Genomic DNA, 25,920 nt, shown 5'->3' with positions numbered 1-25,920 from the left:
GGGAAGGTGATGGTGCGGGTTTATGAGGTGAGGCCAACGAGGGAGGACTATCGGCCGGTGATTGTGTTTCATGATCCTCGGAATGCGGAGAATGACTGGTTGCTGGCGGAGGAGGTGCTGGGTGGGACTCGGGATGATTTGGAGTATCCGGAGATTGTGATTCATGTGGAACATGCAGAGGCGGCCAAGTGGCATGGGTATGTGGATGGCGGGATGGGGGGGCTTTATTCGGAGGCGTTTGTGCGGTTTCTGGGGAGTGATGCGTTGAGGGATTTTCAGTTGTTGCCGGCGAGTCTGAATGGATCGCGTTACTATTTTTTGAAGCGGGTGAACTGGCTGGAGTGTTTTGATCTGGTGAATTCAAAGTACGAGTACTTTCGGACGAATCGGGAGAAGATTCGGTCGATCTCGGAGGCTGTGTTTGTGGAGGAAGGGGTGCCGCGGGATCGGTTGTTTGTGGTGCCTCAGATGCGGGAGGTTTTGCTGGCGTCGGAGGAGTTGGTGGAGCGGATCTTGAGGGGAGGGTATCGGGGGGTGGAGTGTCGGGAGTTGAGTGGGGGTATCGTCGGGGCATAAAAAAACGGGCTCTGCGGTGAAGCAGAACCCGTTTTGGGGAAGGAGATCGTTATTGGGCGATCAGGGGTGGGGTGATGGTGGCTTGTTGTGGGGTGCGGTAGCGGTCGGCGAGGGTTGGTTTGGGTTGTGGTGTGTTAGCTAGAGGGAGAGAAGGTTGGGGAGGTGAGGTTGCCACTGGTGTAAACAATGAGTTCAGGCTTGAGGTCGTTCCAGGGATGCAAGGGGGTGCACAATTGATGGGTGAGAGTTTGATGAGGAGATTGTTTGTGAGTGCCATGATCGGCGCACCATCTCCTCCGAAGCGGAGGTAGCCTTGAAGTTGGAGAGCTGCGGGGGCTTGAGGAGTAAGCACTGACCCTACAAGGGATGCTTGGATGTTCTGGAGGATTTTTCTGGTTGGGAGAGTGAGTGTTAACGGGCTACCGGGAGCCCCTGGCACGGAGACAGAGAGCTCGAATGCGATTGGACCAGATTGAGCTGCCGAATCATGGACGAAGTCAGGGGTGTATGTCCATTGCTGTCCGGGGATTGCTTTGCCGTCTGCATCGAGTCCTGTCACGATGACGGCAAGTTGTGGCTCTGGAGTCGGATCGAAAATAGAAGATTGAGGAGAGTTAGAAATGATCTGTCGTGTGCTGGTGGGATCAATATCGCTATTGGAGAAGTCGATTGACAGTGATGAGTTGTTCGTGCAGTAGGTGGCATTGATGGGGTCGTCCTGTTTCCATTTGTAGGAAATGCCGGAGGCGACGAGTGCTTTGGCGACTTCGGCTTTGGCGGCGTCAGCGGCGGCTTTGGCTTGGGTCTGTGCGGAAGATTTGATGACCGGGATGGAGAGGTGGTTGGAGACGCCGTAGGGGGTAGCGACGTGAAGGTCGACGAGTTCGAGAGGTTTGCCAGCGGCGTCTTTTGTCGTGTATGTGTGGGTGTTTGCTGGGATCGTCACTCGCATGATTTGTCGGCTAAGGAGTTCGAAGCGGACATCGGTGGCTGGAACTGCGTCATTGCCAGTCAGCGGTGAACCTTGGTTACCTGCAATCACTTGGGTTTCGTGAATGCTGAAGTGATCACCGACGACGAAGATTGTGGTGTCTTTGGTTGTGTCAATGCCTGGTTCGCCGTAGAAGCCTTTGAGCTCTGGGGCGAGGTCGGTGACGCCTGTGTTGAAGAATTCGAAGCCGCCGAGAGAGTTTTCGTAGGGGATCTGGACGTAGCTGGTTTGGAGAGGGAGGCGACTTTCGAGTTGGTCAACAGCTCGATTCAGGTGATTCAGGTCTTCGGCACGATAGAGATGAGCCTGTTTGACGCACGTTGCTGAGGCCTGTCGCAATTCGACGATGTCGCGGCTGATACCTACGCCGTCGCGGAGGTCGAGTTCTTTCTTCTGGGGATTAGCGAGTTTGAACCAATTGGATCGCATGTCGAAGGTGCAGTAGGGGACGAAGGAAGGCATGATGACGAGAGCGGTGCATTCACGTTGGCCTGGTTCGAGGCGACGTTGGCAGAGGAGCTGATCCTGGGTAAGTCCGCCGTAGAGCATGTCGCGGAAGACGACGGTGGCGTTGCCGGGAGTCTTTGGTGTTTGGACACGAGGGTAGAAACGCCAGCCGAAGGTGTCGTCGCCGTGTGAGAAGCCAACGACGGTGCGGTTGAGGGCGATGGTGTCGACATCGAGGCTGGTTTGACGTGCGTAGCGCAGGAACTTTTGAGCGTTGATGCGACCGGAGGCGAATGCCATCGAAAGAGCGAGTTGCATCTCGCGACGTTGCGAGAAACTGTCAGCAATGTTTTGGTCTTCGGTAATTGGATCGACCGCGAAAACGTGAATGGGCCAGCGACATCGGACATATTCGTTGAAATTGTGGACGGCTTCCGGGGGAGGATTGGGAAGAAAGTAAGGTAGCCATCCGCCATTGAGGCATTGGCAATCTTTGGCGGTCGCGATCTCGTTCATGTCTTCGATGAGACGTTCGTTGAGGAGGGCGGCTTCGACGATGATGGCCCAGGCGAGGGGAAGAAGAACACTCTGGCTGGCACGGTCGTTTTGCAGGAACACCTCGACTGAAGTACGAAAATTAGCTCGTGATTCTTCAATAGTGGTAAGATCGTTTGCTCTAATCGCGTGAGCCAACGTATCGTTACAATGTGTCCAGAACTCTGGTTGCTCGGAAAGGAACTGATAGGCAGCTTGCAATTCTTCAGACATTAGCTTTGAAACATCTAGAAGATTCAGTTGTTGATGATGCAATTCGTCTTCTTTGAGGCGATTTGCGAGTGTTGCGAGGAAATGCAGTTCTTTTGTGCCGTAGATGTCCAGCAGGCGTGATTGCGGAAATGGCAAAGTGGATCTACGGAACGGAGCAAGCGAGACCATGGCTGTTGATTGGCCTGCGAGGTTTTCTAGATCGCTCTTTCGGTCTTCGAGATCCTTCTTCTTTCTTTCAAGTTCATCAGATTTTGATGATTTTGCGTCACGTTTTTTGTCAAGAGAGGCTAAGAGATCATAGGTGAGAGGATCTGGATTTGAAGATATCTTGTGATTAGAAATCATGGTTTTATAGATATATATGCTGTCGCCACTATTGATCCTAGGTAATGCCAGTTTCTGTAATAACTCGGTTGAGATTTCTGTTTTGTTGTTTTGCAAGCCTGACTTGGTAGCTGCTTCTGTTAATAGTTGAGCACCAATTTTAATCCCAGATTCAAGATCTGCTATCTCTTTTTCGAGATCTTTAATGTTCTTTATTAAACTGTTTACGGCGTTAAGATGTTTCTGTCCATCGTGAGAGTCTAAGAATTTCGTTAGCGGAAAAGTTAGTTGATCAACGAGATCATTAATAACCAATTGACGAAACGTTACCGACAATAGTTTGTCATGCAGTTGCGGTTTAGCTGTAATCGTGATTTCAGCGCCATAGCCTTCTTCGGTTTTGCGGCCGGGGAGGATTGAGACGGGGACGCGGACGAGGTGGAGGGCGTAGCCGGGGGAGTCGCTGGTGTCGTCGCCGTCATTGATGCGGCGGAGTTGATTGAGGTGTTGCAGGTAGCGGTGGAGCTGGTTGAGTTCGATAGTTGGTTCCAGCGAGATGTGGGCGCCTGATTCCTCGTAGAATGTCGAGCTGTTTCGTTCAATTTTCTGGAAGTCCGCTTCTGGTGCATCGAGATCGGGAGCGTCTGGGATGTCGATCGGAGTTGGTCCAGATGGTCCGCCTGAGCTGGGAGGTGGTGATGCGGGGGTTCCGGCGTTTCCGGTGCCGATGACGGCATTGAAAGTCGGTGTGATTGTTGTTGTAACGTTCTCGGTTCTTGATTTTGTCGAGGGGGCAGAGGCGGGAGGGGCTGTCGGGGTGACGGGCGTTGTTGCGGGTGGCGCGAATGGCCGGAAGTAGGCACGAGACCCACTGACGGCAGCTTGCAGGGCGAGGGTCGAGGCAAGAAATGCCTGGTCGCTGCGTGAGATTGCTCCATTGATTGAAGCGTCAAATTCTTCTTCTTGGGTTGCCAGGACACGTTCGACAACCTTGCGGTATTTGGTCAATCTTGCTTCGCCCCAGACGTCGGGGGTTTTGGGGACGACGCTGCCGTATTCTTCGAGGTGGCGTTCGAGTTTGTCGATTTGGGTGGCGAGGCGGTCGACGTCGGTGGTGGGTTTGGAGAAGACGCCCCAGCCGCCGGCGTGGGTGGTGGGGGCGTAGCAGGCGAGGGTTAGCAGGGTGCAGCTGGAGGCGAACAAGGCCCAGGTGGTGTGGCGGGACATGCGACAAATCCTTTTGCCGTCGGCATATTACGGGTAGTACGGTCGGGTGAATCCCTGCAAACCGTGTGATTGTTACTATCGTCACCGCCATTTTGTTTAGTGGTGGAAAGACCTTGAATGTGCACAGATGAATGAAAAGGCAGTATCGTAGGCGGAAAAGTAGTCGCAGTTAGCCTATTTTAACGGTGGTGATTTTGGGTGCAGTATTGGGCTTGTGGAGTCGGTGGGTGTCAAAAGAAAAAGGCCCCTGTCTGATTGTCAGACAGGGGCCTTTGAGTGAGAGAGATGGTGTAGCAAGGTACTTTCCGGCCGACGAAGTGATGTCAAACGAAGCAGCATGCTCACCCAAAGCTGCTGTCTCTTACCCACATTTGCGTCTGATCGCCCGTCTTGTCTGCAGGATGAGTTGGAGTTTGGTGGTGCCGCGCCACAGGGTCAGCCAGCCGGGGGGACCGTCGCTTTTGCGGCCTAAAAAGCCGCCGAGCATCGCCAGTTGGCGGAGGAACTCCTGGATCGTCCAGCTGCCTTCGGGCCAGCGCTGTTTGTACTGGGGACTCTCGGCGGTGCGGTGGTCATAAAGCGCTTCGACCCATTCTTGGGGCGCAACTTGCTCCGCAGGCCGGTCCGGCTCGATCGTGGCGACCGACTTCATCCTCAGCAGACGGATCGCCGTCACGCTGAGGACTCCCGTGATGCGGGCCAATCGCGCGCCGGTCTGGTATTGACGTTCTTCCACCTGACAGCCGGTCTTGAGCGCCTTGTGATACTCTTCAATCAGCGGACGTCGAGCATACATCGCTGTGATGGCTTGAGCATCTTCTAACGACGTGATGGCATGAGACGTGTAAAGCACCCAGCGCAGTGGCTGGTCGGGATTCCTGGTGCGAGTCCCTTTTTTGATCGCCGTCTTCAGACGCGCCGGGGGATCGGTCTCGATGACCTCCAGCACCTGCATCCTCAGCCACTCGGGAGCCTGCTCCTGAGCCCACTGACTGCAGGGCTTGGGTCGCGGCATCCAGACGCAAGTCCAGCGCAGTTGCACATCAGCGACCCGCGGACGTCGTCCCGGACGCGCCACCACAGCCACCTGAGACGACCCCTGGAAGGGAAGACTGGTCAGCAGGACATCCACACTCGTTGTCGTGTTGGCTCGGGGATTCTCGGGGTCGCAGACGCTGGCCAGACGCACCTTGCGATGCAGGTGCGCACTCCGCACGATCCAGTCGGTCTGTAACAATTGAGCCTGCGCATAAACCTCGAAGTTGTCTGCACCACGATCACACACATGCGTGAAGCGTTCCCCTGCGGATGGTTGACCCACCATCGCGATCAGCTTCTGCCAGACTTCTACCGCAACACGACATGTTGCGAAGCGCAACACAGTCGGGGACGACGCTTCGCGTCGAGGGCTGTCTCACGCTTTTTGTCAGCAGGTTTGGGAGCAGGGACACGTGCAAACAGGATCTGCCCGGCCAGGCCCAGAGTCTCCTGCGTGTGGGCATCTGTTCGCAATGCGGAGTGCAGATAAAAGCCCTGCTTGTGGCCATTGCCGGTGGGTCCCAGGTCTTCGCGTGGCTGGTTCCACTGCGCATAAGAGAGTTCGGTCGTGTCATGAATGATCAGCGAATGGCCCGACGACGTCGACATCGACCGGGTGGCCTGACAATGAGGCGCGATGATCTCTTCAAAGCAGACGTCGTCGTTATCCATGAAGCGATACGCTCCCTTCGTGTCGGCCCACCACTGCATCTGATCGGGGGTCGTGGCGGACGGATCCGCTGCGATGCGTGCAGCGAGTTTGATCAGTCGCCGATTGCGCCGCACATCTCCCAGCTGACAGCGTCCAAACTCCGCTTCGGCCCACGCCTGCACTTCCCACACGATCTGCGACATCTCTGGCGACCTTGCCCATGACGACTCCTTCCTGATGCTCTCCTCCTGAGATCTGTCCGATGCTCCCGAACACTTCGCGCAAGCTCACATCCATCGCCTCCAGAGGGCAAACCCAATGCCAACCCCCGCAGAGATCACACACCCCCGGAAATCCCCGAGCCAAACAACATCCACCGGCCACCGAAGAGATGTAAAAGTGACAGAGGGTTGTAAAAATGTGGGTAAGAGACAGCCCAAAGCTGTGAGCATGGCACAGGTTTTCGAGGGCTTGCGTTTTCAGGCTGGGATCGTCTTACGGGGTGTTGAAGTTGCGGGCCTTGTTGTCTCTGGGGTCGGTGGTTTGGGGGTGTTCTCGCCAGAGCCAGCGCATCATGTCGGGGAAGATGGCGCCGCCGTGTTTTTGGCCGTGGTTGCCGATGCCCCAGGAGTAGGTGACGTCGTAGTCTTTTTGTTCGAGGGCTTTTGCTAAGCGGACGTTCTGGTGGAACCAGTCCCATTTTTCGTCGTAGGAGCCGTCTGGTTTGAGGTTGCGGTTGTCGTTGCGGCCGTCCTGGAGGTAGATGCGGATCGGTTTTTTGTCGGATTCGAGGACGCGGTCGGTGTAGACGTGGCCGCCTTTGATGTTGGTGTAGGAGCCGATGAGGGAGAGGACTTTGCGGAAGTCGTCGGGTCGTTCCCAGGCGACTTTGAAGGCGGCGATGGCGCCGGAGCTGGCGCCGCCGATGCCGTGGTCGTTGGGGTCTTTGGAGATGTTGTATTTGGAGTGGAGTTCGGGCATGAGTTCGTCGCAGATGACTTTGGCGTATTTGTCATCGATGGTGTCGTATTCGCCTTTACGGTTGGTGGTTCTGTCGCCCCAGTCGGAGGAAGAGGGTTCGGGTTGTTCGGGGGTGCGGCCGGGGTTGATGAAGACGGCGAGCATGACGGGGATTTCGCGTCGATAGATGAGGTTATCGAGGACGTTGTGGGCGCGGATGTCGCCGCGGTTCTTTTCGACGTCTTCCTGTTTGAAGGCGTGTCCGTCGTTGAAGATCATGAGGGCGGCTGGTGTGTTGGGGTCGTATTGAGCGGGGAGGTAGACCCAGTAGGTGTGTTGTGTGCCGGGGTAGACGTCGGACTTGATGGTGAAGGGGCCTTCGTACTTGCCGGTGGGGACGCCTTCCTGGTGGAAGGAGTCGGGGCCGAGTTTGTAGATGGAGTCGAAGGCGGGGTTACGTTGTTGGGCCTGGGTGGTGGCGGGGAGGGCAAACGTGGCACAAAGAAGGAGAACGAAGACACTGGCATAGCCAGTGGCACCCAGAGGGGAGCGGGAGTGAAGAGTGAGAGTGCGCATTCGTGATGGTCCTTTGACAGTGGTGTCGGGCTGATCTGTGACGATAGTGGGTTGCATTGATTCATGCAAAGGTGTTGATTAGACGGGGCGTGATTTTGAGGTGAGATTTCTATTAAAAGTTATTGACTATTTGTTTACATTAAGGAGACTGTTTGCGAGTTTCGCGTCTTCTATTTGGTTAAGTTCAATGTCTGATCGTCCTCCGCTTCCGCCACGTGCTCGTCGACCGGTTTCCAAAAAAGTTTCCAAGCCGGTTGTGGAGGCAGAAGCGGAACGCAGGAGTGGTTCGCGAAAGTCGTCGCGGCCTTCGTCTGGTGGCGGGGGTGGCAGTAAGATCGTGCTGCTGACTTTGATCCTTGTTTTGTTATCGATTTTCGCTGCTGCTGCGAGGGTGGCGAATCGAAGTATGGAGGCGAAAGAGTATCTTGCTTCGTTGGCGAAGGGACAGGCGACTGCGAATGGATCGGGCGCGAGCGGGTCGACCTCGAATAATTCAAATGTCGCGCCGTCGCCGGGTGGGAGTCCATTTGTTGTTTCCGGGGCTGCGAGTCAGAGTGATGCGAATGATCCTCCGTTGGTGGCAGCGGCGAAGAGGATTCCGGCTGGTGTGGCGTTTCCGATGTTCCTGAAAGATAAGAACGAGTTTGCGGTTCCGTTTGAGAATCGATCGCCTTCGAACATTTATTTGAATGATCTGTTTTTAGTTTATCAGGAGCTTCTGGGGATTTGTCGTCAGATACAGGCTGATCCGTCGCGCAAGGATTATTACCCGCTGATCTGTAACTTGCAGCGGAATCTGCGATGGTCGTTGAGAAACACATATGCCTCGACGCCGATTCCGATGAGTCAGGCGGAGGAAATTCGGACAGCGCTCTTTGCGGAGCGTGGAACGGATGGATTGACTCCTCAGGAGAGAGAAGAGAATGAAAAGTACGACAGATTCTTTCAGACTGGCAAAGTGGAAGACATCTATGTGCGGCAGTCGGTGAGAGATCTGACGGTGGCTTTGGAGGCGATCACGCCGATTGCGCTGGTGGGGATTGTTGAGTATCAGCCAGAAGAGGGTGAGCCGGAGCTGATTGGGAATTACCTGAGGGGGTTGCGTCAGAAATGTAGCAATGTGGCTAAGCAGATGGAGAGCAAGGAGTATTCGCAGGCTCGCGAGACGATTCTCCAGGCCGACCAGGAGTTCATCGATTTTTCTCTGGCGTATTACGAGCTTCGTAAGCTGTCTCCTGAGACCTATAAGTACAAAGCGTTTGGGGATGTTCTTGAGTCGTATCTGAGCTATCTCGGTTTTGAGTCGGGTGAGATTGATAAGAATCTTCATCTCGACAAAGAAGTCGCGGTGATCGCCAGGGATTTAAGAAACAACGCGAACACACTTGGTTCAGGCCAGTTGCAGACGTCTGCGGGGCGCAAGGATCGCCAGCAGCGTGTTGAGGAATACAAATCTCGGATTGATGCTCTTGATGCGAAAATCAAATCGATCGCGGATGCGAAAAAAGCAGAGCGGGATGAAATAACGGCGACCATTCGTGCTGACAGTGAAAAGCGTCGAGCGGAGATGTCGAAACGTACTGAGCCTGTCGATCTGGTGAAGACGATTGGGACGCCGGATTCGCATATCGAGGTTTTTGCGGAGAGTTTTGCGCGTCGTGCTGGCGGTAAAGAGAACATGGTGTGGATCGAGCTGACGAATTCGCGTGACCGATTTCAGGATCGGAGAATCCTGGAAGATTTGCTCAAGGTGGCCTTTCCTGCTGGCGATGCGAATGTGATGTTTGGGTCCGATAAGATTTCTGTGCATGCGTATGTGAAGACGGATCAGAGTGTGGAGGACGTGGTTGAGGCGTTGGATATTCGCTTTCAATCGGAGACGGAAGATCGATTCATTGTTTATGACCTGATGAAGAAGAAGGCGAAGTCTCGCAGGGCGACGACTAAGGAAGAGAAGGATTGATTGGCGTGAGGGTGATCGATTGGTTTGTGGGAGGTTGGTGGTGTGGGTTGTCATGGGGGATGTGTTTTGTGCATAATGAGTGATCTCTTTATGTGTTTGGTGCATGGGTTAGGAGGGGGAGTTTTGGCTGGGGCGGAGGGCGTTGGTGGGGGTTGGTTAGTGCCTATGCCCCACCCTCATCCGTCAGCACTGTCTTTTGTGAACACCTGAGGTGTTTGCTGCCACCTTCTCCCCTCAAGGGAGAAGGGACGGAGACGGGGCTGCCCTTGAGGGAGACGGGGGTCGGGATGAAGCTTTACTCAATTCGCAGAGATCCCTCATCCGACCTCGACTGTATTCGTATGCGAACCTGAGGTTCGACTCGGCCACCTTCTCCCCGGGGGAGAAGGGCACTCGGAATGGGGTGGGATTTTGCCCTCGGGAGTGCCGTTAATTTTTAGCAGGGGTGTTGGCGCGATGCCCTCATCCGCCTTCGGCACCTTCTCCCGGGGGGAGAAGGGATATTTTGATGGAGATCAGATGATTGAGATGACTCAGTTGGTGCAGTTTCAGGGGGTGGCGAAGTTTGGGAATATGACGCATGCGGCGAAGGAGTTGGGGGTGTCGCAGCCGGCGCTGTCGCGGGCGATTGCGAAGCTCGAGGAAGAGTTTGGGGTGCCGTTGTTTGAGCGGAAGACGCGGACGCTGGAGTTGACGGATGCGGGGAAGCTGTTGCAGGAGCGGTCGCGTCAGATTCTCAATATTCTCGATGATATCAAGGAGCAGTTGCGTGATGACGGACAGTCGGGGCATCTGACCATTGGGGCGATACCGACGATCACGCCGTACTTTCTGCCGGGGTTTTTGAAAGAGTTTTCGCAGGTCTATCCGCGGGCGAAGATCTCGATCAGCGAGCGGACGACGGATCAGCTGATTCAGGCGTGTCAGCAGGGGGATGTCGATCTGGGGATATTGGCGCTGCCGATCTCGGTGAAGTATCTGGAGGTGCAGCCATTGATGTCGGATGAGTTATTGCTGGTGCATGCGAAGGGGCATGAGCTGGCGGATCAGGATCCTTTGAAGCTGAAGCAGTTGGCGGATTATCCGTTTGTGTTGATGGACGAGGCGCACTGTTTGTCGGGTCAGATTGTGTCGATGTGTCATCGGAAGAATTTTCATCCGGTCTCGGTGGAGCGGACGACGCAGCTGGCGACGGTGCAGGAGCTTGTTTCGCTGGGGCATGGGATTTCGATGATCCCGTCAATGGCGTGTGTGCTGGATCATGCGGAGGATCGGGTTTATCGTCGTTTGAGTCAGCCGCGGCCGGTGCGGGAGCTGGCAATTTTGACGAACCCTTATCGGTTTGAGAGCAAGCTGCTTTCGTCGCTGAAGAAGCAGTTGAAGAGTTATGCGAAGGAGTTTGAGGGGATGTTGCAGCGGGAGTTGGGGGAGCGGATTGGGTGAGGGGGAGCAGGAGTCAGAGGGGGTGGTGGATGTCGACTCTGACGTTCGCACTGCTGGGCAAGCCAGCAGTGGCACACTTGGGGTGTCGCATGTGGAAATGAACGCTTATGGCGCGCTCGCACGGCTGGCACAGCCGTGGCACACGGGGGGAGCGTCGGCCTCTCGTTCAGGAGGGGAGTTTGATGTAGATGGTGTTGTCTTCGACCAGGATGGGGAAGGTTTCGCAGCGGAAGCGGGCGCGGGGGTTTTCGACCCAGGTGCCGTCTTTGAGGTGGAAGTCCCAGGCGTGCCAGGGGCAGCGGACGCAGCCGTTTTCGACGTAGCCGGCGGAGAGGGAGGCGCCCTGGTGGGGGCAGAAGTCGTCGATGGCGTAGTACTGGTTGTCGACGAAGAAGAGGCCGATGACGCGGCCATTGATGGGGAAGGGGCGACCTTCGCCGGGGGGGATGTCGCCGGTTTTGGCGATGGGGATGTAGGAGGGGTCGGGCATGGGGGGAGAGGGTAGAGCTTGGGGATTGGGGCTTAGGGGGAGAGTGGGTTTTGAAGGGTTTATATTTGAAAGATAGCTGTTTGTTGTCTTGGTACAAGTAGCGGGGGCATTGGGAGGGGAGGTGTCGAGTGTGGAAATGAACGCTTATGGCGCGCTCGCACGGCTGGCACAGCCGTGGCACACGGGGAATGGTGTCGATTTGTTGGTGTGGGGGTGCAATGCGGGACAGCGGCTCGGGCGGAGCCTCGCCCTCCCGGGGGGAGAAGGGGGACTCGGAATGGGGTGGGAGGGTGCCCTCGGGGGCTTTTGCATTTTTAGGGAGGTTGTTGGCGCGCTGCCCTCATCCGCCCTTCGGGCACCTTCTCCCGGGGGGAGAAGGGAGGGGTGTTACACGGCTACTAGCTCTTCGGTGGGGGACTGGACTTGAGGGGTGGGTATTTGATTGGGGAGGGTGAGGGGGAGTTCTAAGCGGAAGGTGGAGCCGATGTTGGGGGTGGATTTCAGGAGGTAGGCGTCGCCGTGGAGGAGGCGGGCGAGGCGTTGGACGATGGCTAAGCCGAGGCCAGTGCCGCCGTATTTGCGGGTGAGGGAGTTGTCGGCCTGTTCGAACTCATTGAAGAGTTTGTGCTGGTTTTCGAGGGCGATGCCGATGCCGGTGTCGACGATGTCGAAGTAGAGTCGGTTTTTGAATTCATCGGAGTGGACGAAGATGGAGACTTCGCCTTTGTCGGTGAACTTGATGGCGTTGCCGACGAGGTTGATGAGGATCTGTTTGAGGCGCATGTCGTCGGAAACGATGTGTTCGGGGACGGGGTGCTGGAAGGAGGTGACGAGACCGATGCGTTTTTCGTCGGCGCGGACTTTCAGCAGGTCGTTGACGGCTCGGAGCGTCTGTGCGGGGGAAACGGGTTCGAACTGGACGTGGAGTTTGTGGGCGTCCATTTTGGAGAGGTCGAGGATGTCATTGAGGAGGGCGAGGAGGTGGCTGCCGTTGCGTTGGATGGTCTGGGCGGCTTCCTGGACGACTTCGGGATCTTCGGGTTCGGAGATGATTTCTGCGTAGCCGAGGATGGCGGTGAGGGGGGTGCGGAGTTCGTGGCTCATGTTGGTGAGGAACTCGGATTTGGCGCGGTTGGCGTCGAGGGCGGCCTGTCGTTCGGCTTCGATTTCCTTGTTCTTGTTTTCGAGGTCGAGGTTGTTATGTTTGAGGACCTCGGTGAGGTGGTTGAGTTCTTCGGTGCGGAGTTCGACTTCTTTTTCGATGTGGGCGTTGGTCTGAGCCTGCTCAGCGCGGTGGACGGCGATTTCTCGCATTTCCTGGCGGCTGTAGAGGCAGGAATAGATGAGGAAGATGTCTTCGAAGATGACCCAGGTGGCGTGTTCGAAGGTGCGGCTGATGGAGGAGGTGGCGATGCCGTAGACGGATTGGGGATAGAAGATGCCGCGGAAGAAGTGGTCGGCTGCGATGATGACGGTGGCGGTGATGATGACGGTCCAGTCGCGGTAGAAGGCGAGGAAGGCGAGTGAGCCGAAGATGTGGAAGTGGGATTCAATGCGTCCGCCGGAGACGTGGATGATGAGCGAGGACATCAAGGCCTGGGCGACGGCGATGGCGTGTCTGGTGAGCCAGTTCGAGGGGGCGTTGATCACGAGGAAGCAGGGGAAGAGGGTGATCAGGCCGCCGAAGAAGAGGGCGGCGGTGACGTGAGGGTGGACTGTCGATTTGAGACCGTCGTAGGTGAGCGGACTGAAATAGAAAGTCCACAGGCAGCAGCCGAGCCATTCGGCGAAGAGGAGGGCAGCGAAGAGGATGTCGGTGCGTCGGTAGAGGCGATCGTTTTGCGCGCGGAAGTAATCGTCAGCGGTGAGTGCTTTGCTGGGGGGGCGATCGATGGCAGTTGCAGTGAGGATGCTCATGGTTTCGAGGGGGTCGTCGCTTTTTGGGTGAGAGGAGAACTGCTGATCGGTCAAACGAGTGCGGTCAGGATTTGTCCGTGATGATGACTTGTTTGCCCTGGTAGAGGGCACAGCCGAAGACGGGGGCGTATCGTGAGGCGGGTGTTTTTCCGATGAGGCATTGGCTGAGTGCGATGTTGCCTTCACAGGGGCCTTCATGGCCGCGGAGCGGGGTCAACCCGCCGGAGTAAAGGAGGGTTTTGTCTTTGCCGTACAGGAGACAGTGACCGGAGGTGCGAATGCCGAAGGCGCGGGTGATCTGGGCTTCGTTGTCGAAGGTCACGGTCAAGCCGGGGATCTGAGAGGCGTATTTGAGGACCGCAGAGTGGTTGGTTGCGGTGGCCTGGTGTTGTGCGTGATCTTCCGGGACGGGGAGGACGAGGATTGCGCGAAACGGAGTGGGGATGGGATAGACGAGCAGGCGTTCGAGTTCTGCCAGCGTCGCCAGAGTGCAGGGGCATTGAGGGTGGGCGAAGAGGAGGAGTGTCTGGCCATCCTCGGCTGGGGTAATGGGAGAGATGGACGGCCAGGTGTCACGGTTCAGGGCGGCGCTCGCGCCGGGCTTGGCCATGTGGTCGAGCAGTGAGGGAATGAAGGCGGCGATGCAAGACAGCCAGATGACCGACGCGACGATGATCGTGCGTCGATTGATCGCTGGCTGATTGTTTGTGAGTGAAGAAATCATGGTGGCGCGTGCTCAAGTAAAAGGGCATTGATTCAAGTCATCTCTCGTCAACGCTAGGTCCGAATCGGACCTGTGTTCATGCCGCTTTCACAGGTTGCGTGGAATTGCCTACGAAGTCAGTTTCACGGGTTGTGTGCGGAGAAATGCATGTGTGACGAATTGGATCACTGGAACACGATTGCCATCGAGAGTGTGACGAGCGGACGCGCCGTACCTGGGGATGTCGTTGTATCGGCAGGGGATGCGTATGGGTGCTTGAGCGGGTTTGTTCGCGCGGAAACGAATTCGGGAAGATGGTACTTTGTCAGGTGAATGACCTACGCATTCGCTTCAATTGAATCTGAGGATGCGAACAGTGGTTTGCCACATGTGGAAAATGACGAGGCTGGTTGCTGTGGGAGATGGGGTCGGGTGGAACGGTGGAACTGCCTGGACGAGGAAAATCGAGCGGCTGATTTTTGGTGGAAACGCACGTTGTGGTGGCGTTTATGGTGAGGTATTTGGGTGGGAAATAGCTCTAAGTGGCCAGAAAAATGTTCAGAAGTTTTTGCATGATTGGTGGCTTATGTGTGGAGGAGCTGATTCCAGACAGTTAGGATGAACGTCCTTCCTGATGGATCAACCTGTGTCGATGTCGTCGCCAGGCTGATCAGCTTTTGCTGTCCTGAAAAATCGTTGAGGAGTTGGTCATGCAGGTGTGTCGCATGCTGGTGGCGCTGGGAATGCTGGGGTCGTCGTTGGGGTTTGCGGGGGATTTCGAGACGCGCTATCTGCATCATGATTTTCATACCGAGGGAGCTGCGGTTGGGGATCTCAATGGGGATGGGAAGGTCGATCTGGTGGCGGGCTCGTTGTGGTACGAAGGGCCTGCGTTTGAGACGAAGCATGAATACATGCCCGTGAAGACGTATCCGGTGACGGGGTACAGCGATAACTTTTCGCAGGAAGTCTGCGATGTGAATGGGGATGGGAAGCTGGATGTTGTTGTGATCGGGTGGCCGGGGAAGGAATGCTGGATCTGCGTCAATCCGGGAGCAGAGGGGTTTGACAAGCATTGGCCGACGCATGTGTTTGCTGAGGAAGTGGGGGTCGAATCGCCGGCGTTTACGGACATCGTCAAAGGGGGGCTGCCGGAGCTGGTTTGTTCGAAGGGGAATGTCTTTGGGTATTACCAGGCGGGGACGAATCCGCTGGAGAAGTGGACGTGGCATGCGATCTCGAAAGAAGGGACGGCTAAAGGGCGTTATGAGCACGGGTTTGGTGTCGGGGATGTGAATGGGGATGGTCGGGCTGACATGCTGAATTCCCAGTTCTGGTGGGAGCAGCCGGAGGGGCTTGATGGGAAAGAGGGGCAGTGGGAGATGCATCAATGGGCGCTCGAGACGTATGGCGGGGGCGGGGCGCAGATTCTGGTGACCGATGTGAATGGGGATGGGAAGAATGATCTCATTACGTCTTACAACGCTCACGGGTTTGGGCTGGGCTGGTTTGAGCATACGACGGAGGAGCGATTCACCAAGCATGACATCATGGGGGAGACTTCCATCCAGAATCCTTACGGGGCGGCGTTCAGTCAGCTGCATGCTCTTGATCTGACGGATATTGATGGGGATGGGCGTCTTGACTTTGTGACGGGGAAACGCTGGTTTGCGCATGCCAGTGGGGATCCGGGGGTGAATCAGGAGGCGGTGCTGTACTGGTTCCAGAACAAGAAGCGGGAGAATGGCGAGATCGAGTTTGTGCCTCATCTGATTCATAATGACTCGGGGGTGGGGGTCGATGTCGTGGTGGCGGATCTGAATGGGGATGGGAAGCCGGATGTAGTGACGTCGAGCAAGAAGGGTCTGGCGATTCATATTCAGAAAGCAGAGGCTAAGCATGAAGAACCAAAAAAATGGTTGACGGGTGAGACGCATTCGCAAGAGAACTATGCGAATGGGTTCAGCCCGGCTGATGCGGCGAAGAATATGAAAGTCCCGGCTGGCTTCGAGGTCGACCTGATTGCCTGTGAGCCGGATCTGGTGCAGCCGATTGCGATGTGCTTTGATGCGCGGGGGCGTTTGTGGGTGATCGAGGGGTTGACGTATCCTCGGCGTGCTCCGGATGGAGAGGGGAAGGATCGCATTCTCATTCTGGAGGATGCGGATCAGGATGGGACTTTCGAGACGAGGAAGGTTTTTCTTGAGAACGTCAATCTGGCGAGTGGGATCGAAGTCGGGTTTGGAGGAGTCTGGATTGGGGCGGCTCCTTATCTGATGTTTGTGGCGGACAAGAATCGGGATGATATTCCGGACGGGAAGCCGGAGATTCTGCTGGACGGGTGGCATTGGGAAGATACGCACGAGACGCTGAACAGCTTTACGTGGGGGATGGATGGCTGGTTGTACGGGGCTCATGGCGTCTTCACGCATTCACTCGTGGGGAAGCCCGGGACCCCGGACAATCAGCGACAGCCGATCAATGCGGGGGTGTGGCGGTATCACCCGACGCGTCATGAGTTCGAGGTCTTCGCGCACGGGAGCAGCAATCCGTGGGGGCTGGATTACAACGAGAACGGGGACTGGTTTGTGACGGCGTGTGTTATTCCGCACCTGTATCACATCTACCAGGGGGGACGTTACTTTCGGCAGGCGGGGCAGCACTTTGACAAGTATGTCTATGAGGATGCTTTCACGATCGCTGACCATGTCCATTATGGCAATGGACGCTATGGCGGGACGAACCCGTTTGAGAATGTCCGCAATGCTGGTCCGCAGAAGCCGACGGTCAATGCGGCGATCAATTCGCTGACCCTGGGTGGCGGGCATGCTCACTGCGGATTGGCGATCTATCAGGGGGATGCGTTTCCGGAAGAGTATCGAGGGAGATTATTCTTTCACAACCTGCATGGACACCGCATGGTGACGGAAGCGGTGGTGAAGGATGGGTCGGGATATGTGGGTCAGCATCGACCCGATTTTTCGTATTCGGGGGATAACTTTCAGATTGGGGTGTCGGTGCGTGTGGGGCCGGATGGGGCGATCTATACGTCGGACTGGCATGATAAGCAGACCTGTCACAACGTCACGCCAGAGATCTGGGACCGGACGGACGGGCGGATCTTTCGGATTCGGTATGGGTCTGCGCGGCCGTACAAGTTTGATCTGTGGAAGAAAACGGATGAAGAACTGGTGGGGTTGTTGACTCATGAGAATCAGTTTTTTGTGAGGCAGGCGCAGCGGATTTTGCAGGAGCGGGCTGCGGAGGGGACTCTCAAAGCTGACGAAGTCCGTTCACTTGCTCAAACGAAGTTCTCGAAGGGCGTGTCGAGTGCTGATGTGTTGCGAATGATCTGGATGCAGTTTTCTTGTGGGCTGTTGAAACAGGAAGATCTGGTCTCATTGTTCGGGCATGAGAATGACTCTGTGCGAAGCTGGGCCGTCTATTTACTGGGCGATCAACCCAAACTGCTCAAGCCGACGACGCTGCAGGCGCTGATCTCGTTTTCAAAAGAGAATGGAAGTTTTCTAGCAGCACGGAATCTGGCGAGTATTGCGGGGCGAATTTCGCTGGAGAATCGGGAAGGGATTCTGAAGGGCATTCTTGCTCATAAGGAATTTCAGAACGATAAGAACATTCCGCTGCTGACGTGGTATGCGCTTGAGCCGATTGTGGGTGTTGATCCGCAGAAGGGGCTCGACATCGCGCTGGCGGGTGGTTGGGAGAAGCTGATCGGGTTTGCGTCTCGTCGGGCGAGTGTGACGGCGGAGGGGCGTGAGGTGGTGCTGGCGAGTGTGGCGAAGGTGAAAGAGCCGACGCAGTTGTTGCTCGTGCGTGAGTTGTTGAGGACGGTGGAAAGTCAAGCGGGGGCGACGATGCCTGCGGGGTGGGATGCGGTGTTCGCGACGATCAAGAACAGTGGCAATGGGGAGTTGAAGCGAGCTGCTTATGCACTGGCCGGGCTGTTTGGGGATGGGAATGCGTTTCCGTATTTTCGAGAGCAGTTGAAGGATGCGAAGCTGCCGGTTGAGCAGCGGTCGGTGGCGCTGGCGATGCTGGAGCGGGGCAAGGATAGCGAACTGAGCGGGATTCTGCTCGGGCTGCTGGAAGACGAGAAAGCTCGGCCGCTGGCGATCAAGGGGTTGACGAATGTGGATCGTGAGGAAGTGCCGACGACCCTGCTGGGGCGTTATGCGGGGTTTGATGACGCTTCGAAGACGCAGGTGATGCAGCTTCTGGTTTCGCGTCCTGTTTGGGCGGAGCAGTTTGTTGTTTCTGTTGAGAAGAAAGCGATTCCTGCGAAGGATGTGCCGGCGTATGTCGCGCGTCAGGTTGCGAGTTTGAACAAGCCTGAGTTGACGAAGCGGATGGAAGCGGTCTGGGGGAAGATCGGGACGACGTCGGAGGAGAAGAAGGCGTTTTATGACAAGTACCGGGGGATGCTGAAAGCGGATGTCGTGGCCCGGGCGGATCGAAATCTGGGGAAGACGTTGTACGAGCAGAACTGTGGCAAGTGTCACAAGCTGTTTGGCAAGGGGGATAACATCGGTCCTGACCTGACGGGAGCGAATCGGTCGAACATCGATTATCTGCTGGAGAACATCATTGAGCCGAATGCGATTATCGGGAAGGATTACCAGATGTCGGTCATTGTGCTGGCGGATGGGCGGGTCGTGACGGGGCTGATTCGGGAAGAGAATGAGTCGGCGATCAAGGTACAGACGGTCAATGAGACGATGGTGATTCCGGTGAAAGACATTGAGGAGCGGCAGTTGTCTGAGCTGTCGTTGATGCCGGAGAATCAGTTGGCGCCGATGACGGAGGCGCAGGTGCGGGGGTTGTTTAAGTATTTGATGGGGAATGAGTCGTAGATCGCCACTTTTAAAACGGTGCCTTAATCCTGTTTGATCAGAACAAAGAGAATTGACCACAGAGGCACAGAGGTCACGGAGAAGAAGGGATCGAAGTTGTGTTTTCTCTCCAGTCTCTGTGTCCTCCGTGCCTCTGTGGTTCAATTTTTACCTCTTCTGAACGCAGTAAATGAAGCGTGGTCGTTTACAAGGGTGGGTTGACCGGCAGTGCGTCGCGGGACTTGCGAAAAGTTTTTTTGAGAAATGGGGAATGGTGTCGAAATCGACTCGATGAGAAGCGACATGGGGGTGTGGCGGGTGGTGTGCCTGCTGGTGTTTTGGTCGCGTTTTCTGGAGTTGTGCGATGAAATCTGTTCTTTGGACGGTGCTGTCTGGGGTTGTGTTAGGGCTGGTTGGGATGGGGGCGTTGCGTGGTGCGGCGGTGCCAGAGGGGGCGGTAACGGAGGGGGCGGTGTCTGGCAAGCCGCAGTACACGCTGTTTGTGTTTGAGACGATGGAGGAGTACGAGAAGCGAACTGCTCCTGGTGAAGTGGGGATGGCGTATTGGGGGCCGTGGGTGGCGTTTATGGAGGAGATGAAGGGGGCGGGAGTGTTGCTGGGGGGAATGCCGCTGAAGCCGGAGGAGAGTGTGCGGCAGGTCCGGATTCGCGATGGGAAAACGGTGGTGACGAAGGGGCCGATCGTGTCGCAGGACGCCTTTCTGAGCGGGTATTTCCTGCTGGAAGTCGAGAGCGAAGCAGAGGCGTTGAAATGGGCGGCGAAGGTGCCCAATGTTGGCCAGAGTGTGGTGGAGGTGAGGGCGGGGTTTCCGAAGCCGGGGGGTTGAGGGAGGGGCTGGATGGGATTGGCGATCGAAGAACACTGGCGGAGCCAGTGGCACCCTGAGGTGTTGGGCGAGGAAGGGATTCGCGATCAGAGAGCACTGGCGGAGCCAGTGGCACCCTGAGGCGGATAAGTTATTGGCGACTCGGCGAATTGGCGGGGTGTTCATTCGGGTTGTATTGACGTTCAGCAAGAATACCGTAGGTGTGTGGCTTGCGGGTTATGTCGAGAATCATTGTGGGTGGATGGCTTCCCTTTATTGATGGGGGCCAAAAGAACATTTCAAGGAGATGGTTATGAAGTTTGCGGTTCTGGTTTATGAGACGGCGGAGGAATTTTCGTCACGGCAGGATGAGGCGAAGATGGGCGCGTATTGGGGTGGTTATGCGGCGTACAATGAAGCGATGAAAATGGCAGGGGTGGCTGCGGGAGGCAATGCGTTGCAGCCGCCGAGTCTGGCGACGACGATCCGGGTGCGAGGTGATCGACGCCTGGTGCAGGATGGGCCGTTTTCCGAGACGAAGGAGCAGTTGGGCGGGCTGTTTGTGATCGACGTGCCAGATCTCGATGCGGCGATTGAATGGGCTGCGAAGTGTCCCTCGGCGGCGGTGGGGGCAGCGGAGGTGCGGCCGATTCTGGAGATGGGGCCGAGTTGAGTTTGGTTTGAGAATAGCGGATCGCACCAAACGGGACTCGTTGCCGCATTTGGTGCGGTCTGCGGAGCCTCACCGGCATCCTACGGAGGATTGAAGAACATGCTTGCTCAAAGCCGCAAGCATGGCACATTTTAGGATAGTTTGATGTCGCAACCGGTGATCGAGAGGGTGGTGCGGGAGAGCTATGGGCGGCTCGTGGCTTATCTGGCGTCTCGATCCCGGGATGTGCAGCTGGTTGAGGATGCACTTTCGGAGGCGCTGATTGTGGCGCTGAAGGAGTGGCCGGTGCAGGGAGTGCCCGATTCGCCGGAGGCGTGGCTGTTGACGGTGGCGCGTCGGAGGCTGGTTGATGCGCGTCGGAAAGCGGATCGTGAGGAAGTGGCGTGGCAGGGAGTGGCAGAGATGATGCGGTCGGCGGAGGCAGTCAAGCAGGAGGGCGAGTTTCCTGATGAGCGGGTGAAGCTGTTATTCGTGTGTGCTCATCCTGCGCTGGATGAGTCGGTGCGGGCGCCGCTGATGTTGTCGCTGATGTTTGGGCTGACGGCGGAGGAGATCGCGGGGAGCTTTCTGGTTTCACCCGCGACAATGGGGCAGCGGCTGGTGCGAGCCAAGCAGCGGATCCAGGGGTTGAAATTGAAGTTCGATGTGCCGGAAGGAGATCGTCTGGAGGAGCGGCTGGGGAGTGTGCTCGATGCGATTTATGTGGCGTATGGGGTGTCCTGGGAGGAGCCGGGGGTGTGCGTGCGCGGGTTGGGAGAGGAGGCGTTGCAGATGGCGGAGATCGTTGTTCGCATGTTTCCTCAGGAGGGGGAAGGGAGAGGGCTGCTGGCGTTGATCCTGTATTTAAAATCGCGGGACCGGGCGCGTCGGGATGGGTGGGGGCGGTATGTGCCGTTGTCGGAGCAGGCGGTGGATCTGTGGGACCGGGAGCTGATTCTGCGGGCTGAGAAGGAACTCAAGTCGGCGGTGCGCTCGGGGAAGCTGGGGCGGTTTCAGTGGGAGGCGTCGATTCAGTCGGTGCATGGGGCGAGATTATGGACGGGCGCGACGGACTGGGAGAGTTTGTGTGTGTTGTATGAGGAGTTGATGCATGTGCACTGTTCGGCGGGGGTTTGTGTGGGGCGGGCTGCTGCGAGAGGGGAGGCGTTTGGAGCCGGCGAGGGATTGCGCTGTCTGGGGGAACTCGATGAGGCAGAACTGCAGGGTTATCAGCCTTACTGGGCCACGAAAGGGCATCTGCTGGAGCAAGCCGGAGAGCGAGACGAGGCGAGAAATTGTTACCAGATGGCGATGCAGATGGCGGGAAATGAAGCGGTGCGGGAGTGGTTAAGGAGAAGGCTGACGAGTTAGCGAAGTTCGGAGTTGGGCGTTCGGCTTGGAGAAAAGGTCGATGGAGATTATGATGCGGGTCCGGTTTTGAAATCTTGATGCCTGTTTTTTGGAGATACAGTGATGGTGGATGGTGGACAGACGTGCGAGCATAAAGCCGCTTTTAAGGCAGAGAAAATGGCACGTTATCAGCGACGCTTGAAAGTTGCCAAGAGCTCGATTGAGCGGAAGCGCTGCCTGTTCCATATCAAGAAGCATCGTCTGCAGGCGATGGAACTGGGTTGGAAGGGTTAATCGCGGGTTGGCGAATTGAGCGAGAGTGAAATTAAAAAGCGGCGTTGGTCTGGTGACCGACGCCGCTTTTTTTGTTTACTTGGCAGTTTTGTTTACTTGGCAGTGAGGAATTCGCTTTCGAGTTTCGCCCAGTCATCGGAGCGTTTGTAGGGGAACGTTTCGATCGTTTGTTTTGCTAACTTCTGCATTAACGATCGGCTTTCGGGAGTTGCGACGCGAGTGCTTTCATTCATGAAGGCATCGTGTCGTTCGCTGTTGTTGAGTGCGGAGTAAATCAATGCCTGACGAATTCGATAGCCTGCATCCATGATGGGGCCAGGGATTGATTTGAGCTCAGCACGATATTTTTCTGCCAGTTCCGGGTTACGAACTGCTTCGTCCTGGCTGGCGGCGTATAGCATTGCGAGGCGGAATCGGCAGGATTCTGCTGCAGGGTATTCGGGGCGTTTCTCGAGGACTGTCTGGTAATGCTTGATGGCGCTGGCAGAGTCTCCTTCCTGCTCGCATAACAGGCCGAGGTTTTCATGGAAGCTCCAGGCCTCGGGTTCGTTTGCGAGGACTGCTTCGTAGGCCTTCCGGGCAGCAGGGATGTCGTTTCCCTTGAGGCGAAGACAGACGGCATTGAAGCGTACGGCGCGGCGATGAGTCGGCTGTTCTTCGAGAATTTTCGTGATGACTTCCAAGGCGCGATCATAGGCTTTGAACGAAGTCAGATACTCTGCTTTGGTCAGCAGGTCGTCTGTCTCGGTCGTCTTTTGGTCGATATCAAAAGGTCTTGGTGAATCGAGTGGTGTTTCCATTTCGAGAAGTGTGTAGGCGGCTACGTGAGGCATTCCGTGGAAGAAATCAGGACTGGCGGCTGCATTCTTGAGGTAGGGGATCGCCAGATCGTTGTGTCCGGCATGGAGAAGTGCCATGCCGAGGATCATTCTTAGACCTGCACGTTCTTTGGGATGCTCGTGATGAAGAATGTAGTCATCGAGTTGCGTCAGTGTTTCTTGGGTCGGACGTTCTTTTGTCGTGACGATGTGCTGGGTTTTTTCGAGGTGGAAAAGGTTGCGGTTCAGTGAGATCTGTTGTGCTCGGGCATCCTGGAAGTGCTTGTCACCATCTTTATTGAAGCGAACGATCGCGTATAAGAGGTACGTGAGAATGTCATCTGTCTGACGTTTGAAATATTGAGGAGCGAGGGCAACCATATCTTCCTCTCGATCCAGGAGCATCGAGATCAGGAAGTTATCAAGATTCACATCGGCATAGTTCTTTGAATCGATCATGTAGCCAGAGGTCTCCATCTGCTGGACGAACCTTTGAACCAGGTCGGGATTCCCGATGAGGGCAGCCATCAGGATATCTCCGGGAACTCCTGTCGGATAACGCTGGGCGCTGCGAGTGAGCCAGATGGAGGCTTTGCCACGCTCGCCGATGCTGTGGTAGTACCTGATCATAGCGGTGAGGCCGGAGCCACTGTATGTCTCGGCTGCGGATTCGATATAAGGAAGCGCGTCTTCGTATCGGCCTTGACGGAGGTAATACTCGGCGATTTTCAAAGATGGGCCGACATGTTCAAGACCGAGTGCGTTGACTTCGGACAGGAATTTTTTCCAGACATCGATGTGACGCTCTGACTCTTCGGCGTAATAAAGGGAATCGCTTTCCAGTTCGTAGACGGAGTCATCCGGGTGAATCGGTTTCATTTTCTCAGCGTGCTCGACGGCTTTGGCGAATTCGCCTTGATTGTAATAATGTCTGCCGATCATCAGAGCTAATGTCATATGAGGAATGTACTGATCCTTGATCTTGTCGAGATCGACTTCCTCCGGCTTTTCGTTGAGTTTGTGGATGACACTGTAAGGGGAACGTGGAGAGGATTTGACAATCGTTCTGGCGACGATCTGTTGCCCTTTGCCGAATTTCAGCCCGTACGATTCTGAATAGTTCATGGCGTCGTAGTACGATTTATCGACATCTTTATCCATGCGTTGGATGCTGTTCCAGAGGATGGTTCGATCGGTATTGGGGGTGATCAGGTAATTAAAGCGATCGAGGTAGTAGCGTTCATTGTGGGCTTTGAGAAACGCATCGCCGATCTGTTTGCGTTTGAGCTTATTGTCCTGATAAAGGGCATAATTATCCTTCTGATAATGATGTTCGATCAGGTCAAGATGCGGTTCAAGGATTTCATCGGAGTTAATCCCCCACCAGTGTGCTTTCACATTCAAGCGTTCTGCGAACCACCAGTCGATAGCAATGAGCAACTCTGCTAATTCCTGAAGATCGGCACGTTGCTGAAACGAAGGAAGTTTGCGTAGAGAAGAAATCAGCTCGTTGTAAGAGACAAAGGATTCTGCTTCATTGTCTGATGATTCCTGATCGCCGAGCAGTTTTTGATCGAGTTCCTTGAGGTCAGTCAGGGTGTCTAAACTGCTTAGATGCTCGCTGCGAGTTTCAGCGTACATGCGATTGGCGACGGAAGGCATGGAGACGGTGATGCCTAAGGGGGCTTCCTGCATGAGGATTTCATAGACACGCAGGCAGTCTGGATTCTCCTGAAGGAAACGCGAGGCTGAGGCCAATTTTTGCGGTCCATTCTCATTGAGATGGGTCATCGTCAGCAGGTAACTGGCGAGCGGATTGGAGACGTCGTCGTTCGTCAGTTCGGTCAGCTTCGGAAAGTCAAAGCGGCAGAAGGCTGCTAAAGGTGCGAACCAAGCTGGTTTGTCGCCAGGTTCGGATTCGTACTTGTCAAATAGAGGCAGGGCACAGGAGTGAAATCCTCCGAGGCCGAGGGCGTAGAGCATGGTCCATTTGGACTGGGGATGTTCGGGATACAGGGCGGTCATACGCTGGGCGTAAAAGAGGCCTCGGGCTTTATAGTAGCGATCGATGGGCCAGGTCAGGTGTTCGGTGAGGCTGGCGAATTGAATGCAGGCTCGGGACAGGGCGGCCAGGAGTTCCGGGGACTCGCCGTTTTCTTTGAGCAGCGTCTGGAGTTTGGTGATTGCGGCGTACTGGGCGAGTTCGTGGTATTGATCCAGAAGTGAGTTGATGTCATCGGGGATCGTGAAGGAGGCGGTCCGTTTGATGGGTTCGCCTTTGTAGCCGTCACTGAGGAGGAGTTGCTTGATGTCGTTGCGTGAGAGCTCTTCGCTGATGCGGAGGGTGTGGACGATGATGTTGCCTGGTTCTGTCAGGTCGTCGAGGGTTTCCGCCGGGATCTCGACTTTTTTCTGAAAATGGAATGAGCCAGGCTTACGAATTTCTCCAGGAGCAGCCTGCTTGGTGACCATAAAATTCAAAGCAGGCTTATCGCCCTGATTCACATAAACGACATGGGTCTGGTAGGGCGCCCATTTGGGATCCTTATCGTTGGGCCAGGTGTGCCCGCGGAAACGTTCACGAGCGCGCAGGGAGAGTTCGTGTTCGGCGGCGAATGTTAACGCCAGCGCAAAGATGTTCTGAGAGATCTGCCCGAGTTCCGGGCTGTAGAATGGCTGTTTTCGGACAGGTGGAATCTCGACGTAAATGGTATCGGTCGGGCGTTGTGCGAGGCCGTAGGGTAGGGGGCGCGTTTCGTAACGGGGGCGATTGGCGATTTCTATCCGAGCCTGTTTCTGCTTTTCCTGCTCGACAGCATATTTGGCTAACGCATTGCGTTCTTCGACACCCTGCATGTAATACACGCCGCCGAGGATGGCTGAGCAGGTCAGCAGGATGACGAGAAAGTAAATTCCGATACGAGCAAGCATGCTGACACGTCCTGCGAAATACAAATCACATTCGTACGAACAACAACGATGCACTCATGCTACGGAATGGAAACTATGTTCACAACAAGCTGTTTGGAAATTTAGCGGACTTGAATTTTAACAG

General features: G+C 55.8%; 15 protein-coding genes. 7 read left to right on the top strand and 8 right to left on the bottom strand.

The window, feature by feature from the left end; genetic code table 11:
• Positions 1 to 9 precede the first annotated feature (9 nt).
• Positions 10 to 576 carry an imm11 family protein gene (locus SH248x_RS12920; protein WP_459558614.1) on the top strand — a complete coding sequence of 189 codons (567 nt, stop codon included), beginning with the start codon at positions 10 to 12 and terminating at the stop codon, positions 574 to 576.
• A gap of 49 nt (positions 577 to 625) precedes the next feature.
• Here SH248x_RS12920 and SH248x_RS12915 read toward each other — a convergent pair whose 3' ends face one another.
• The 4 genes from SH248x_RS12915 to SH248x_RS12900 form a co-directional block, all read right to left on the bottom strand.
• Positions 626 to 4,333, bottom strand: coding sequence for a hypothetical protein (locus SH248x_RS12915; protein WP_459554696.1), 3,708 nt, complete (start codon positions 4,331 to 4,333; stop codon positions 626 to 628).
• Between the two features lie 361 nt (positions 4,334 to 4,694).
• Complete coding sequence (locus tag SH248x_RS12910) at positions 4,695 to 5,657, bottom strand: IS4 family transposase (RefSeq protein ID WP_459554695.1); 963 nt, start codon at positions 5,655 to 5,657, stop codon at positions 4,695 to 4,697.
• A 23-nt stretch (positions 5,658 to 5,680) separates the two neighbouring features.
• The gene (locus tag SH248x_RS12905) at positions 5,681 to 6,226 is read right to left on the bottom strand and encodes an IS4/Tn5 family transposase DNA-binding protein (protein ID WP_459554694.1); all 546 of its coding nucleotides are present in this window, start codon (positions 6,224 to 6,226) and stop codon (positions 5,681 to 5,683) included.
• Between the two features lie 292 nt (positions 6,227 to 6,518).
• Positions 6,519 to 7,559, bottom strand: coding sequence for an alpha/beta hydrolase (locus tag SH248x_RS12900; RefSeq protein ID WP_459554693.1), 1,041 nt, complete (start codon positions 7,557 to 7,559; stop codon positions 6,519 to 6,521).
• Positions 7,560 to 7,746: 187 nt separating this feature from the next.
• Here SH248x_RS12900 and SH248x_RS12895 point away from each other — a divergent pair, with 187 nt between their 5' ends.
• Both SH248x_RS12895 and SH248x_RS12890 read left to right on the top strand, forming a co-directional pair.
• Complete coding sequence (locus SH248x_RS12895) at positions 7,747 to 9,522, top strand: hypothetical protein (RefSeq protein WP_459554692.1); 1,776 nt, start codon at positions 7,747 to 7,749, stop codon at positions 9,520 to 9,522.
• 522 nt (positions 9,523 to 10,044) lie between these two features.
• On the top strand, positions 10,045 to 10,965 hold the full coding sequence (locus tag SH248x_RS12890; RefSeq protein WP_459558613.1) for a LysR family transcriptional regulator: 921 nt from the start codon (positions 10,045 to 10,047) through the stop codon (positions 10,963 to 10,965).
• Positions 10,966 to 11,131: 166 nt separating this feature from the next.
• Here SH248x_RS12890 and SH248x_RS12885 read toward each other — a convergent pair whose 3' ends face one another.
• The 3 genes from SH248x_RS12885 to SH248x_RS12875 form a co-directional block, all read right to left on the bottom strand.
• Positions 11,132 to 11,455 (bottom strand): Rieske (2Fe-2S) protein, encoded by a 324-nt coding sequence (locus SH248x_RS12885; protein WP_459554691.1) that lies wholly within the window; start codon positions 11,453 to 11,455, stop codon positions 11,132 to 11,134.
• Between the two features lie 387 nt (positions 11,456 to 11,842).
• A complete protein-coding gene (locus SH248x_RS12880) occupies positions 11,843 to 13,372 on the bottom strand; it encodes a sensor histidine kinase (RefSeq protein WP_459554690.1) in 1,530 nt (509 codons plus the stop codon).
• Positions 13,373 to 13,436: 64 nt separating this feature from the next.
• Positions 13,437 to 14,096 carry a hypothetical protein gene (locus tag SH248x_RS12875; protein WP_459554689.1) on the bottom strand — a complete coding sequence of 220 codons (660 nt, stop codon included), beginning with the start codon at positions 14,094 to 14,096 and terminating at the stop codon, positions 13,437 to 13,439.
• A gap of 689 nt (positions 14,097 to 14,785) precedes the next feature.
• Here SH248x_RS12875 and SH248x_RS12870 point away from each other — a divergent pair.
• From SH248x_RS12870 to SH248x_RS12855, 4 genes are all read left to right on the top strand, one after another.
• Positions 14,786 to 18,946 carry a PVC-type heme-binding CxxCH protein gene (locus tag SH248x_RS12870; protein ID WP_459554688.1) on the top strand — a complete coding sequence of 1,387 codons (4,161 nt, stop codon included), beginning with the start codon at positions 14,786 to 14,788 and terminating at the stop codon, positions 18,944 to 18,946.
• Between the two features lie 343 nt (positions 18,947 to 19,289).
• On the top strand, positions 19,290 to 19,772 hold the full coding sequence (locus SH248x_RS12865) for a YciI family protein (RefSeq protein WP_459554687.1): 483 nt from the start codon (positions 19,290 to 19,292) through the stop codon (positions 19,770 to 19,772).
• 292 nt (positions 19,773 to 20,064) lie between these two features.
• On the top strand, positions 20,065 to 20,424 hold the full coding sequence (locus tag SH248x_RS12860) for a YciI family protein (RefSeq protein ID WP_459554686.1): 360 nt from the start codon (positions 20,065 to 20,067) through the stop codon (positions 20,422 to 20,424).
• Between the two features lie 144 nt (positions 20,425 to 20,568).
• On the top strand, positions 20,569 to 21,774 hold the full coding sequence (locus SH248x_RS12855; protein WP_459554685.1) for an RNA polymerase sigma factor: 1,206 nt from the start codon (positions 20,569 to 20,571) through the stop codon (positions 21,772 to 21,774).
• 365 nt (positions 21,775 to 22,139) lie between these two features.
• On the opposite strand, the gene SH248x_RS12850 is transcribed toward SH248x_RS12855, so the two are convergent.
• Positions 22,140 to 25,796: a tetratricopeptide repeat protein gene (locus tag SH248x_RS12850; RefSeq protein WP_459554684.1), complete on the bottom strand. Its 3,657-nt coding sequence runs from the start codon at positions 25,794 to 25,796 to the stop codon at positions 22,140 to 22,142.
• Positions 25,797 to 25,920 lie beyond the last annotated feature (124 nt).

It is taken from the genome of Lacunimicrobium album, assembly GCF_052161635.1.
In the GTDB taxonomy this organism is placed as follows: Bacteria; Planctomycetota; Planctomycetia; order Planctomycetales; family Planctomycetaceae; genus SXPC01.
The sequence above is the reverse complement of the archived record's forward strand: the minus strand, read 5'-3'. Positions and strand labels throughout refer to the sequence as shown.

Bases quoted from the DNA above. Each gene is read 5' to 3' on its own strand.
- SH248x_RS12895 (WP_459554692.1), top strand. From the start codon at position 7,747: ATGTCTGATCGTCCTCCGCTTCCGCCACGTGCTCGTCGACCGGTTTCC.
- SH248x_RS12850 (WP_459554684.1), bottom strand. From the start codon at position 25,796: ATGCTTGCTCGTATCGGAATTTACTTTCTCGTCATCCTGCTGACCTGC.
- SH248x_RS12910 (WP_459554695.1), bottom strand. From the start codon at position 5,657: ATGGTGGGTCAACCATCCGCAGGGGAACGCTTCACGCATGTGTGTGAT.
- SH248x_RS12860 (WP_459554686.1), top strand. From the start codon at position 20,065: ATGAAGTTTGCGGTTCTGGTTTATGAGACGGCGGAGGAATTTTCGTCA.
- SH248x_RS12865 (WP_459554687.1), top strand. From the start codon at position 19,290: ATGAAATCTGTTCTTTGGACGGTGCTGTCTGGGGTTGTGTTAGGGCTG.
- SH248x_RS12870 (WP_459554688.1), top strand. From the start codon at position 14,786: ATGCAGGTGTGTCGCATGCTGGTGGCGCTGGGAATGCTGGGGTCGTCG.
- SH248x_RS12880 (WP_459554690.1), bottom strand. From the start codon at position 13,372: ATGAGCATCCTCACTGCAACTGCCATCGATCGCCCCCCCAGCAAAGCA.
- SH248x_RS12875 (WP_459554689.1), bottom strand. From the start codon at position 14,096: ATGATTTCTTCACTCACAAACAATCAGCCAGCGATCAATCGACGCACG.
- SH248x_RS12915 (WP_459554696.1), bottom strand. From the start codon at position 4,333: ATGTCCCGCCACACCACCTGGGCCTTGTTCGCCTCCAGCTGCACCCTG.
- SH248x_RS12855 (WP_459554685.1), top strand. From the start codon at position 20,569: ATGTCGCAACCGGTGATCGAGAGGGTGGTGCGGGAGAGCTATGGGCGG.
- SH248x_RS12905 (WP_459554694.1), bottom strand. From the start codon at position 6,226: ATGTCGCAGATCGTGTGGGAAGTGCAGGCGTGGGCCGAAGCGGAGTTT.
- SH248x_RS12900 (WP_459554693.1), bottom strand. From the start codon at position 7,559: ATGCGCACTCTCACTCTTCACTCCCGCTCCCCTCTGGGTGCCACTGGC.
- SH248x_RS12920 (WP_459558614.1), top strand. From the start codon at position 10: ATGGTGCGGGTTTATGAGGTGAGGCCAACGAGGGAGGACTATCGGCCG.
- SH248x_RS12885 (WP_459554691.1), bottom strand. From the start codon at position 11,455: ATGCCCGACCCCTCCTACATCCCCATCGCCAAAACCGGCGACATCCCC.